The sequence below is a fragment of the Zarconia sp. genome, from assembly GCF_057467645.1.
Genome location: NZ_JBRJXU010000065.1, coordinates 77,158 through 89,292, shown reverse-complemented (window position 1 = coordinate 89,292; position 12,135 = coordinate 77,158). Strand labels below are relative to the sequence as shown.

10 protein-coding genes are annotated in these 12,135 nt (G+C 47.0%); 6 read left to right on the top strand and 4 right to left on the bottom strand.

Annotated features, from left to right (window positions below; translation table 11 throughout):
* The first annotated feature begins 109 nt into the window (after positions 1–109).
* Positions 110–1,153, top strand: a complete 1,044-nt coding sequence (locus AC2215_RS09600) for a ferritin-like domain-containing protein (RefSeq protein WP_486809763.1) — start codon at positions 110–112, stop codon at positions 1,151–1,153.
* Between the two features lie 85 nt (positions 1,154–1,238).
* On the opposite strand, the gene AC2215_RS09595 is transcribed toward AC2215_RS09600, so the two are convergent.
* Positions 1,239–1,493, bottom strand: a complete 255-nt coding sequence (locus AC2215_RS09595; RefSeq protein WP_486809762.1) for a hypothetical protein — start codon at positions 1,491–1,493, stop codon at positions 1,239–1,241.
* 517 nt (positions 1,494–2,010) lie between these two features.
* On the opposite strand from AC2215_RS09595, the gene AC2215_RS09590 reads away from it, so the two are divergent.
* From AC2215_RS09590 to AC2215_RS09580, 3 genes are all read left to right on the top strand, one after another.
* Positions 2,011–3,309, top strand: a complete 1,299-nt coding sequence (locus AC2215_RS09590) for a hypothetical protein (protein WP_486809761.1) — start codon at positions 2,011–2,013, stop codon at positions 3,307–3,309.
* Positions 3,310–3,528: 219 nt separating this feature from the next.
* Positions 3,529–4,182 carry a uracil phosphoribosyltransferase gene (gene upp / locus AC2215_RS09585; RefSeq protein WP_486809760.1) on the top strand — a complete coding sequence of 218 codons (654 nt, stop codon included), beginning with the start codon at positions 3,529–3,531 and terminating at the stop codon, positions 4,180–4,182.
* A 46-nt stretch (positions 4,183–4,228) separates the two neighbouring features.
* Positions 4,229–5,338: a Gfo/Idh/MocA family protein gene (locus AC2215_RS09580; protein WP_486809759.1), complete on the top strand. Its 1,110-nt coding sequence runs from the start codon at positions 4,229–4,231 to the stop codon at positions 5,336–5,338.
* Between the two features lie 154 nt (positions 5,339–5,492).
* Here the strand turns inward: AC2215_RS09580 and AC2215_RS09575 are convergent, their stop codons facing one another.
* The gene (locus tag AC2215_RS09575) at positions 5,493–6,275 is read right to left on the bottom strand and encodes a hypothetical protein (protein ID WP_486809758.1); all 783 of its coding nucleotides are present in this window, start codon (positions 6,273–6,275) and stop codon (positions 5,493–5,495) included.
* An 847-nt stretch (positions 6,276–7,122) separates the two neighbouring features.
* Positions 7,123–9,657 carry a DAHL domain-containing protein gene (locus tag AC2215_RS09570; protein ID WP_486809757.1) on the bottom strand — a complete coding sequence of 845 codons (2,535 nt, stop codon included), beginning with the start codon at positions 9,655–9,657 and terminating at the stop codon, positions 7,123–7,125.
* Between the two features lie 269 nt (positions 9,658–9,926).
* Here AC2215_RS09570 and AC2215_RS09565 point away from each other — a divergent pair, with 269 nt between their 5' ends.
* Positions 9,927–10,352, top strand: a complete 426-nt coding sequence (locus AC2215_RS09565; protein ID WP_486809756.1) for a DUF1499 domain-containing protein — start codon at positions 9,927–9,929, stop codon at positions 10,350–10,352.
* Between the two features lie 291 nt (positions 10,353–10,643).
* Complete coding sequence (locus AC2215_RS09560; protein ID WP_486809755.1) at positions 10,644–10,982, top strand: P-II family nitrogen regulator; 339 nt, start codon at positions 10,644–10,646, stop codon at positions 10,980–10,982.
* Between the two features lie 164 nt (positions 10,983–11,146).
* Here the strand turns inward: AC2215_RS09560 and AC2215_RS09555 are convergent, their stop codons facing one another.
* Complete coding sequence (locus AC2215_RS09555; protein ID WP_486809754.1) at positions 11,147–12,058, bottom strand: GDSL-type esterase/lipase family protein; 912 nt, start codon at positions 12,056–12,058, stop codon at positions 11,147–11,149.
* Between the last annotated feature and the right edge of the window lie 77 nt (positions 12,059–12,135).

The following is a 12,135-nucleotide window of genomic DNA, read 5'->3' as shown; positions in this document are numbered from 1 at the left end:
AAAAAATATCATTTTATGAGTTTCTCAAAAGTAAACTTTTCTTGGTGTGGGGAGAGAAAATATCTCTGCAAGATTGCAAGATCGCTTTTGAAACTTTGAGAGTAGAATCATGAAAAAATCGATCGTCCATTTAATGAGCCTATCGTCCGAACAGCACGATCTGCCTTGGCTCAAGGAAAGTTTACAAGCAGCCATTGAACTCGAGCTATCGACGCTTCCCCCTTATCTGTGCGCCCTTTGGTCTATTAAAGATACTGAGGAGGCATACTCGCTTGTTCGGAGCGTTGTCCTTGAGGAAATGTTGCACTTAGGGCTGGTCTGTAACATGCTCGCAGCCCTTGAAGAGGAGCCAATCCTTGCAAGTAATCTACCCACCTATCCGGGTCACTTACCGGGACATGTTCGACCGCAGCTGACCGTTTATTTGGCAGGTTTTAGCAAGGATTACCTAGAAAAAGTATGCATGCAAATTGAATATCCTGAAAGTGGACCGGTTGCGGCGGCACCTGCACTGGCTGCCAGGAGTGAAACCTATGTAACCATTGGCGCTTTCTACGATGCTATTCTTGCAGCCTTCCAAAACTTGAATCCACCCCTGAACTCGAAAAATCAGTTGGATGGAGCTACGCTCAACGGCTATCCACTATATCCTGTGACCACCCTTGCTGATGTCGAAAAAGCGATTAAAGAAATTCAAGAGCAGGGTGAGGGGACTTCAACGTCTCCCGATGCTGTTGATTTCCCAGGAAAAGAAGACGAACAAGAGTTAGCCCACTACTATAAATTTGCTCAAATCTTCTATGGAAAGTCTTTAGAGCAGCAAAGTGATAACTCCTGGAAATATACAGGCGATCCGATTGCGTTTCCCGAAGCCTATCCGATGGCTCCTGTTCCCCCTGGAGGATATGTCAACCCTTCACAGGACGTCAAAGATCGTTTAGATGCCTTCAACAGCAAATTTACCGATATGCTCGAGAAATTAGAGAGTGCTTGGGCTAAAGGTTCTGAGGATGATTTGAGTGCCGGCATTGGTATCATGTTCGAGCTTAAGAAGATAGCGATCGCGCTGATGAATATTCCGCTCCCGGACAATAGCGGTGTTTACGGACCTGACTTTCTACTTGCGTCAAGCTCAGGTACGATCGAAAACTAAGCCGAATCATATTTCGATCGATATTACGACTGTGTCGACCCTTGCTCTAGTCACAAATTAACACCCTAATCTACGTCCGTTTTGGTTAAGCTCGCGCCCGGCATTCTACCGTTGCGTTAAAAGGAGTCAAAACCCGATGCTCTGGTTGAATTGTTCTCGATTTTGCTCTTAAGCTAAACTGACGTAAATCTGCATCAGTGTTCGATAACGCATGAATGGACTGTTTGTTGTCATCGCCATGCAAATTGTAGGGTTTTAAATTGTAGGTTTCGAGCAATAAAGATTGCAAATCGAGCAAGACTTTACCATAGACGGAGCGATCGCTCCGTCTACAATACACGCAGCATGTCGAATACAACCATCTCGACTCTCGGAAAAAAATGGCTCAACGAGAGAATATAGGTTTGAGACCTACAAATGCTAAAAATTAGTAACGGCAGCATCAGGGTTTCAGCTTTTCCCGAACTCACGTTTACTGAAATTTAAGCTAGATTTAAGCGGATAGCTAATTGCTGAATACTTAACAAGAAACCTCCTGCATGAATCGTCAAACTGCATGCCAGATCACCGCGATCGGTAACTTGATTCGGTCAAATAACAGTAGATGGCTAGGTTACAGAACTCCAAACTGGTACAGGCACTCAGGAAGTGCAGGAAGTCTACTCTAGAATTTAGCCATCGGCTCTTCATCGTACAACGATCTAACGACTTCTAGCATACGTCCTCACCAATTTAGCGACGGCTAGAGCGGTTAATAGCTCGGACTTAACGGCAATGTGTTGAAAGATGTATAAAATCTTCACACAAATTTGCGATTTCCTTTGCATTTCCGTGAACAATTCCAATTGACAAAACCCATGTTCGAAAATGTTCGCAACCCCCTATTGACGCTCGGAATTTTGACAGCACTTATCGGGCTTTTAAGTGCTGGCTGCTCGTCATCCGATCCTGAAGCTGGGGTTGTTAGGTCCGTTGCGATCGCCGAGACTATCACTGACGCTCGGACAACCGAAAAAGCAGAGGATACATCCGGGACTGTGACAGTTGCCGAAATTCCCGTTCAATTCCAGGGTCTGTGGGATTCTAGTGTAGAAGGATGCTCCGATGGTCACGGTGAAGGTCGGCTTTCGATCGAGCCGGACTCGATTGCGTTCTATGAGTCAAATGGCCCAGTTACAGAAGTTGCGATCCACGGCGAATCTAAAATTACGGTACATGCCGAACTATTCAGTGAAGGTACCACCTTTGTGAGTGTGAAGACCTTTGAGCTATCCGACGATCGCTCATCCCTCACCGATACCGATACGGGTTTTGTCCGATACCGCTGTCCTGATGGTACTGCTGCCGCTAAATCTGAGCCTGTCAGAGGAGATGTAGCTGTTGTCCGAGCCGCCAAAGCCGGAGAAGATACTTTCGCCGTTGAGGAGAATTCACCGGTGATGAGTGCGACCCAAGCAGGCGAAGATACCTTTGCAGTAAAAAATCGATCTGGGACAACGGTTGCTCGGACGGTGACGCCGTTCGATATCGATATTGAGATTGGAATGCCTTACGCCGAGGCTAGAGAACTGATTCTTCAACAGGGCTGGGTTCCCCAGGAAGGTCCCGAACCCGGTCCGTATGGTGGAGAACGAGTGCTATACGAGGCTGGCTTTACGGAAGTTGAGTCCTGCTCTGGAACTGGGCTAGGTTCGTGCCTCTTTTACTTCTCACACCCAGAACCCATTGGGTCCAACGAAGAGAAGATCCTCCGGGTTCGCACCAACGGCGGCGCATCCAGACCTGAGATTGCAGAGTGGAGTACGGCTTATTACTCTCGCACTCGACCGACAACTGCGGTCAACACTGCGGTAGTCGCCGAAATTCCCGTTCAATTCCAGGGTACGTGGGATTTTAGGGAAGGAGGATGCTCTATGCGCTACGGTGAAGGTCGGCTTTCGCTCGAACCGGATTATGTTCGTTACTACGAGTCATCGGGTCCAGTGACGGAGGTAGTCACCCAGGGAGACTCTAGAATTACGATATATTCTGAACTTTTCGGCGAAGGTGACTACTATACCGGCATAACGACTTTTGAGCTATCTGAGGATGGCTTATCCCTAACCAATGTAACGACCGATAACCCTCTTGTCTGGTCCCGCTGCTCTGATAATTAGAGTGGTAATCGCATTAGACATAGGTGCGCAAAAGAGTTAAAGGGAGAAGAAATTCATGACTTTGATGCCGAAGTCAATGGTTTCGATTACTTAGACACCCGGTGCGAGCATCTTCATCTCCTTCCCCATTCCAGCTTTGCGTGTCAACTTTTGAGGGCGATCGCTCGGTGTACAATACACAAGCATCTCGAATACGGGCATCTTGACTCTCGGCAAAATATGGCTCAACAACTGCGAATTTACGTTCCTCCCCATCCCCTGCTGAAAAACTGGCTGGCACTGGCCCGCGATGCTGCCACCCCTTCAGTACTCTTTCGCACGGCGATGAAGGAACTGGGACGCTGGCTGACCTACGAGGCGATTCGGGAGTGGCTGCCGACGGAAGAGGTGATGGTGCAGACTCCCATCGGTCCGAGTCCGGCAACGATGATAAACCATCAGATTTCGATCGCCGTCGTTCCTATTTTGCGGGCGGGTTTGGCAACCCTCGACGGGATGCTCGAAGTACTGCCCTCGGCGAGTATCTACCATTTGGGGATGGTGCGCGACGAAGAAACCCTCGAAGCCACCTGCTATCTCAACAAACTCCCCGAAAAATTCGAGCCGCAAACCCACATCTTGATTAGCGAACCGATGCTGGCGACGGGGGGAACGATTATGGCAGTGATGAAAGAATTAGTCGATCGCGGTGCCGATCCGAGTTTGGTGCGAATTATCTCCGTTATCGCCGCCCCCCCGGCATTGCAAAAACTGGGTTCGACTTATGAAGGGTTGGCGATTTACGCAGCCGGAATTGACGAACATCTCGACGATCGCGGCTTTATCGTACCGGGATTGGGAGATGCGGGCGATCGCACCTTCGGTACGGAATAGGAAGAGTCAAGAGAGTCACGACTAAAATTGTCATCGTCAAATTCAAATGGAAGCAGAAATTAAAGTTGGCGTTATCGGTACGGGTTTCGGTCAGAAAGTCCATATTCCCGGGTTACAGGCCCACCATCGTACCCAAGCGATCGCCGTCTATCATCGAGATTTAACCAAAGCTCAGGGGATTGCCGAGTCTTCTCAAATTCCCCATAGCTGCGAAACCATCGAGAAACTGGTGAATTTGCCCGAACTCGATGCCGTCACGATCGCCACGCCTCCGTTTTTGCACTATGAAATGGCGAAAACTGTGTTACAAGCTCGCAAACACGTATTGCTCGAAAAACCCACCACCTTAACTGCCACCCAAGCCAAAGAACTGTATCATCTGGCACAGCAAAATGGGGTTATTGCCACCATGGATTTCGAGTACCGCTTCGTTCCCCCTTGGCAGCGATTTGCCGAACTGATGCAAGAAGGATATGTCGGCAAGCCGCGCCTGATTACCATTGATTGGCTGATGTCGAGTCGGGCCAATCCCGATCGCCCCTGGAATTGGTACGCCCAGAAGAAGAAAGGGGGTGGGGCCCTGGGTGCTCTGGGTTCCCATACCTTCGACTACGTTGCTTGGTTGTTTGGTGGGGTGCGTCGGCTATCGGCGAAACTGACCACTTCCATCCTCGAACGTCCCGACCCCACGGAAGGGGGTAAACTCAAACCGGTGGATGCCGACGATACCTGTTTTGCCACTCTAGAATTGACCGATGGTACGCCAGTTCAGGTGAGTATCACTTCCGTAGCGGCCAACGGACGGGGGCATTGGGTGGAAGTCTACGGAGATCGAGGAACCCTCGTTTTAGGCAGCGACAATCAGAAAGATTACGTTCACGGATTTAAGCTGTGGGGTTCCCAGGGAGGAGAACCGATGCAGGAGTTGAGTATTCCCGAGCATCTGGAGTTTCCCCGCACCTACCCCGACGGACGGCTCGCTCCTTTTCTGCGAGTGGTCGATGGATGGGTGCAAGGAATCGATCGCGGTGAAGCAATTTCACCTTCCCTCCGAGATGGTGTCTATTCCCAACTGTTGATGGATTTAACTCACGAATCGAACGAGAAGGGATGTTGGGTTGACGTACCCAAGCTCGATGAATTTCTGGGAATGTAAGAGGGGCGAATGTACGGCAGTCGAGGTGAGTTCCCTGACCCGAGTAATTGTGTCATCTTACCGGGGTTTTCTTCTCTTGCCTCTCCTGACCCCTTCTGCCCCCCTTGCCCTCAATTATGTGGTTATCCAACCGGATTCGATATGAGAGGTGCGGTTACGATCGCTCGGAATTGAGCCGGTTGCGCGTCTTGAACCCGACCCCCAAAGCCAGGATTAAAGACACACCAAATGTCGGTTCGGGTACGGAGCGAACGTCATCTAGCTCTAAGACGGCGACGGATTGAGGTGCGGGGTCTGGAAGTAGGGGAGGATTCGCATTAATTCCATCAATAATCTCATCGAGACTAACATCGCGCGTTACTCCCAATGAAGTTGAACTCGAAGTTCCGTTGGAAAGTTCGACGCTGAAAATCGTTCCCACTCGACCAAAATCAGCTCCCGTATCGATATTAACTTCTGCTGTTTGAGAGCCGATGGTAACGGGAACTGGGATTTCGTTGAGACCGACATTATCGGTATCCACGCCAAAGGTTAACGATTGACCCGCACTAAACCCATCGCTCAGTAAAGTTCCTCGAAGCTGTTTTCCATCATTCGAAATCTCGAAATTAATATCCGCTGGAGAAATACTGCTGTTTCCACCTAATGTTGGCGTTCCGCCACCTAAAGATTCACCGAAGAGGGTGACACCGTTCGGGTCGAAAAAGCCATCCACATCGGGGGAGAGATCGAAGGTAAATGAGGTGATTTGAAGATCCGGCAGACCCTCATTGAAGGTGACCTGAAAAAACGAGTTAAAACTCAGAGCCGCATCTCCACCCGTATCGAAACCCGTGGTACTTGCTGTAATTGTTGCCGCTCGACTCGCCTGTCCCAATGCTAAAATCGCCAGCATTGAGCTAGCGATCGCCACACGCACTTTTTGGAGTGCAATCATGAAAAGAATCTCCACGTTCAGTAATATTATCTAGATATGTTTTGCACCCAGAATTGCATCAATTCCGGATGCATGATGATGTCATCAGTCTAAATGTCCGGAGTTGAAAAGCCTTTCGCTCGCTCGTTCTGCTACTGGAAATCATGCAGTTGGATGAATGAGTAAAAGCAATCGGCTCAGTAAACTGACTGGACTTGAGTCACACCACTTATGCTGTAATTCCTGTGAATTCGAGTCTCTAGCTCTTGCTCATCCCAACTTTCCGCCTTTCTTTCTTCTATTTTTAAGTTTTTTTAACGTCCCGATGAAATGGAAGATAGCATATTTCTGCCTATTCGCGTCTAGGGATCTGAGCCAACTTTACTAATACTTCATATCGGCAAATTTTCAGAAAATAAAAAAATAATAAACAATGCCGTAATTTATTAACATTTGAAGTATTTAACAGTAATTTACTATACAAAATACATGTAAAGTTTTCAAGTTTTCGTCTGAGCTAACATCGATTGCTCTGATTGATGAATCTCAGAACGGTCGGTAATATTCTTGATTTTGTAAGTTTATTTTTTAAAGTATAAGAATAAATACGGATAAGAGTGGCAATCTTAGATGAGAATATTGTGAATTGCCTGAAAAAAATTCCGAAAATTCCGAAGGTTGATTTCTTCAAGAGAGACGCTTATCCGTAAAATCATGTACGAGTCCCAATTTTAGATTTCAGATTGAGGTTTTCTATGCAACCCTCAAACCCTGACTCCTCCTGTAATTTCGTCTAATGCTGCTCCATACCCTATACCCCGCTTCCTATACCCCACACCCCAGGGTTTTATCCCAAACTGACGTGAACCTATGGCTGATGAGTGATTTTTGAGTGCCATTGAGCGATCGACTCCTTGAGTCGATCGAGGATTTGATAAATTTGCGTGAGTTGTTGTTGCGGGTCTTCGAGTTGGTCTTCTCGTGCCTGATGCTCGAGTTTCAGGGCAATGGCTTGCATCGAAGTAATACCCAAATTTGCGCTCGCACCTTTAATCGTGTGAGCGTAGCGGGCAATTCCCGAACGATCGCCATCTTGGAAAGCTTGTTGGAGTCCTTGCAATTTTTCAGTTACATCTTCGATAAATATTTCCAACAGTTCTTGTTGAAATTCCACATCCCCATCAGACACTTCATTGAGTCGATCGAAGTCAATGAGATTTGGAGGATGAGCGGGTTCTCGAGGTTTTGGAACCGAAGAGGTTGACTGTAACTGTCCCGCCCAATCTTCAATTTTGGCTCTGAGGGTTTCCAAATTGACGGGTTTTGTTAAATAGTCATCCATACCCGCCGCCAAGCACTTTTCTCGATCGCCTTTCATGGCATGAGCTGTCAGCGCAATCACCACCGTATGGCGGGTTGGCCCTTCGTAACGGCGCAGTTCTCGAGTCGCGTCGTAGCCATCGAGAACGGGCATTTGACAATCCATCAGAACCAAATCGCGATCGTCGAGTTTCAATTGCTCGATCGCTTCTCGTCCGTTGGTGGCACACTCGGGATAGTAGCCCAACAATTGCAGTTGTCGCAACAGCACTTTTCGATTGACGGGGTTGTCTTCTACCACCAAAATATTGAGGGGGGTTTTCGCCTCTGGATGTATTCGAGTCAACCCCTCCCCAGAGAACTTGACTTGGGGAATTTGAGTGAGTGATATTTGAGTGCTCGATAAGAGTGTGGTATCCCTGGATGAGGATAATTCGGGCTTTGATAGATTTCCCGCGATCGCTTCCCTCGCCGCTTCCTTCGCCTCAGGCTGAAGAAATGTGGCGGTGAACCAGAAAGTCGAACCCCGATTCTCTTCACTTTCGACCCCAATTTCTCCCCCCATCAGGGTGACGAGTTTTTGGCAAATCGCCAAACCTAAACCCGTTCCCCCATACTCGCGAGATGTGGAGGCATCAACTTGAGAAAAAACTTGAAATAATTTGGGTAAATCGGACTTGCGGATGCCAATCCCCGTATCTCGGACTTGAAATTTTAGGTTGATTTTCTTCAGGCTAGTGCGATCCATCGCAGTCATACTAGATTCGCAATCCCGATGATACGAAACCCAAATTTCCACTTTTCCCTTGAGTGTAAACTTAATTGCATTTCCAATCAGATTCATTAAAATCTGACGTAACCGACTGACATCTCCCACTAATCTTCTCGGGACGAGTTTGTCGATGTGGAATTCTAAGTTGATATTTTTTTGAGCGGCGCGATGATCGAGCAAGCTAACGACGCGCTCTAAGCAAGTGTCTAACTCAAACTCTAGCCGTTCTAAGTGCATTTCGCCCGCTTCGATTTTCGATAGATCGAGAATATCGTTGATAATCGTTAGCAAGCTATCTGCACTCAATTGCAGGGTTTTGACAGATTCTCGTTGTTCCTTGGATAAGTTCGTGTTTAAGAGAAGTTCTGAAATTCCTAAAATTCCATTCATCGGAGTCCGAATTTCATGGCTCATATTTGCGAGAAATTGTGATTTGAGTCTTGAGCTTTCTAAGGCCGATTCTCGTGCTTGTGCTAACTGACTCATCATAAAATAGGATATTCCACATAAAACGAGAATACTTAAAATATAAGTGTAGAAACGATATCGATTGCTGATATTAATAGCACGAGCGTAATGAAAATCGTAGAGTAAGGAGAGTTCGTCGCTCAGTTCCAAGGTGGGCATTCTCAGAATTTCTTGCACGATCGTATCTACATTTTCTTGCGTTTCTAAAATTACCTCGGCGTGCTTAATAATATCGTCAAGCTTATTGTCCAGCTCTGAGCTTAATTCAAATGCTTTATAATCATGTATAAATTGAATTGTTTTTAAAATATCATCTTTTTGTTGTGCTTTATTGCTAAATTGATATAAGGCGATATTATCCATCAGTAAGCTAATTTGATTTGCTAAGTCTCGATCCACTGTTTGCCGGTCGATGAAATCGAGAGTTTCAGCAGTCAGAAGAGGAAAATAGGTTAAAGAATTTTGCAAAATTGCATTCGAGGATTTAAATCTATTGGTTAATTCATCGAGATCTTCAATTTTTTCACCTTGTAATTCTAAATTCTCTCGTAGCTTTCTCTCACCTTCTCGATCGATAAAAGATGGAACATTGAGAAGTTGTTTCTGTAATCGGTAGAGATCGGATATTTCCAGAACGATCGAGTCGTAAGATTGAATGATTTTATATTTGGATTGAAGAATATCTTGATTGAGTATGGCATATCGCTGTTTTATTTTTAACAACGATCGAGTAAACTGGTTATGTTGTTCTAAGTCGAATCTTTTTGCTCGACTGACAAAAAATAAAAATAAGAATAAAATCCCAAATGCAGTAACAAACTGAATCCAATACTTTTTCTTCATGATTCACACGTTTTCACACCCATTATCAATTAAAAACCAATAGATTTTACGATTCAAAATAGAATGAATTGCATAATTTAAATGGCTTGAATTAGAGTTTCTAATCTAGAATGCGTTCTACCGGGCAATTGACCCGATAAAATAATCGCAGATGCAAAATCCCAAGTAAATTTATGTCGCGACGATTCCAATACTCACGCTTTGCCCTTAGTCTCTTCACCGCTGTTGTGTTTTTCGTCCTACCTGGTTTTCCAGTCTTTGCCGGAACGATGTTCCCGACGTCATCACCGACGATTGCGAGTCTCTTCCATTTTGCCGGTTCGCCACCGAAGAATCTGGGTGTCAATGGGGGAAAACTTTCTCCCTGTCCCAGTTCGCCCAACTGCGTATCGAGTCAAAGTACTGACCCCGAGCACTATATCAATCCCTTTACCTCTGATTCACATCTTAAGGAAACCTTTGCCGAACTTAAAGAGACGATCGACTCTTTGAAAGAGGCTCAAATCGTCAAGGCAGACGAGGGTTATATTTATGCTGAGTTTACCAGCAAGCTCATGGGTTTTGTGGATGATGTGGAATTTTATTTAGATGAGACAATGGGAACCATCGAGGTCCGATCGGCTTCTCGTTTGGGAGAATCGGATCTGGGCGTGAATCGAAAGCGAATTGAAGCCATTCGAGAGCAATTAAAGTAAGTATTTAGTACGAGCGCAATACGGCTTTACGGAGTCGCTTCGCGATCGGGTGTCGACTTGCGAACAGTCAATCCATATTGTTCGCAAGCCAACTCGATCCGAAAAGGTTCTTTGTGCTGTTTTGTGAAGCGGCTCATTGCCGAGCACAAGTCTCTCAATACCAAACTTCCTAAAAATATTTTCAAAACGTAAAAATAACTACAAAAAGATTTTAATTATTATGCGTTTCATGCCATACTGAGGATGATAAATGCGAGCGCACTCAGCAATAAGCATATAGGAGCCAAAAACGTGAAAAAGGTAGAGGCGATTATCCGACCATCCAAGCTCGAGGACGTGAAAAGCGCTCTCGTCAATGCTGGGATTGTTGGCATGACCGTTTCTCAAGTCCGAGGCTTCGGACGACAGAAAGGAAAAACGGAACGCTATCGCGGTGTGGAATATACCGTGGACTTTCTGGCGAAAGTCAAAATTGTAGTCGTTATTGAAGACGAGCACCTCGATCTGGCGATCGACACCATCATGAAATCCGCTCAAACCGGGCAAATCGGTGATGGGAAAATTTTTGTCAGTTCCATCGAACAGATCGTGCGAGTGCGGACGGGAGAGAAAGATTTAGAGGCGGTTTGAGCATCAGGGAGACAAGGAGACAAGGGGAGAAAATAAGCCGATCGCTTCATTATCCCCTTACTTGCTGGGCTTCTTTTGTTTTCTATCGCTTTTGAACCCCCTTTGCCCTTTAACCGATGACCCTAAACCCCCGAGGAAGATCGATTCCCGACGAACCTCGATCGTTAAACCCCCATGGCAATTCCCAACTCGATTTGTTGGATCACCCACTGCCATACTGCGTAACCGCTGGTGTTGAGATGCAATCCATCGGTGCTTAAATGGGTGCGCAAATCGCCCTGAGCATCCGTAAAGTAAACGTGTAAATTCACAAAGGTTGCATCCTCCTGATGAGCGATAATCGCCAATTGTCGGTTGATTTCGCGGATGCGGGCATTGGGCAGCGTCTCTCGACGAGTGGGTAGTATCGACTGGACGATCGTCTCGGCTTGGGGGTGAGTTTGACGTAAGTGACGGACGATGTCACGGTAGTTGTCGATAATTTCCTCATCGCTGACGCCAATTTTGATATCGTTAATCCCTGCCATCAGATAAATTCGATTGGGGTTGGTGGCATCCAAAGCCGAGAGACGATCGAGAATTCCACCGGTGGTATCTCCAGAAATCCCTTGATTGAGCCACAACCCATCGCCGGGAAGCTCCGATGCCGGCATCCACAGGCTGAGGGAGTCGCCGATCGCGATCGATAAGGGATTATCTCCCTGACCCGCAGCCAGGGCTGCTGCTTCTGTCGCCAGCAACTCCTGCCACTGCTCGTGGGTGGGGGGTTCAGTCGCATCGCTCCAGACAGCCCGGAAACTATGACTCGGCAGGCGCGTGTAGAGAAAACCCGCATTGACTGCCGCCATTCGTTGGTAGTAGAGTTGTGCTCCCGACTGCGGGCCCGAACGTCTCAATTCCGATTCGAGGTGTTCGGAGACAGCAGCGGTTCGCTCGTGTGGCGATACGATCTCAGTGGTGGTCTGGATGTTCGATGTCGAGGGCGAAATTCGATCGGGTGCGACTACATCGGCGGGAATTGAAGATGTTGCTAGGGTAGCGGCGAGACTGGATGCCAATAGAGAAAGTGAGTGCATGAAAATCTGTTGCAGGTGGCGCGACAAAGCCCTGCTTATTTTCTGCACCCTCGATCGGAATGCGTCAGGAAACTTTT

Excerpts from the sequence above, each read along its gene's own strand:
- AC2215_RS09555 (WP_486809754.1), bottom strand. The coding sequence starts at position 12,058 with ATGCACTCACTTTCTCTATTGGCATCCAGTCTCGCCGCTACCCTAGCA.
- AC2215_RS09565 (WP_486809756.1), top strand. The coding sequence starts at position 9,927 with ATGTTCCCGACGTCATCACCGACGATTGCGAGTCTCTTCCATTTTGCC.
- upp (WP_486809760.1), top strand. The coding sequence starts at position 3,529 with ATGGCTCAACAACTGCGAATTTACGTTCCTCCCCATCCCCTGCTGAAA.
- AC2215_RS09575 (WP_486809758.1), bottom strand. The coding sequence starts at position 6,275 with ATGATTGCACTCCAAAAAGTGCGTGTGGCGATCGCTAGCTCAATGCTG.
- AC2215_RS09600 (WP_486809763.1), top strand. The coding sequence starts at position 110 with ATGAAAAAATCGATCGTCCATTTAATGAGCCTATCGTCCGAACAGCAC.
- AC2215_RS09590 (WP_486809761.1), top strand. The coding sequence starts at position 2,011 with ATGTTCGAAAATGTTCGCAACCCCCTATTGACGCTCGGAATTTTGACA.
- AC2215_RS09570 (WP_486809757.1), bottom strand. The coding sequence starts at position 9,657 with ATGAAGAAAAAGTATTGGATTCAGTTTGTTACTGCATTTGGGATTTTA.
- AC2215_RS09580 (WP_486809759.1), top strand. The coding sequence starts at position 4,229 with ATGGAAGCAGAAATTAAAGTTGGCGTTATCGGTACGGGTTTCGGTCAG.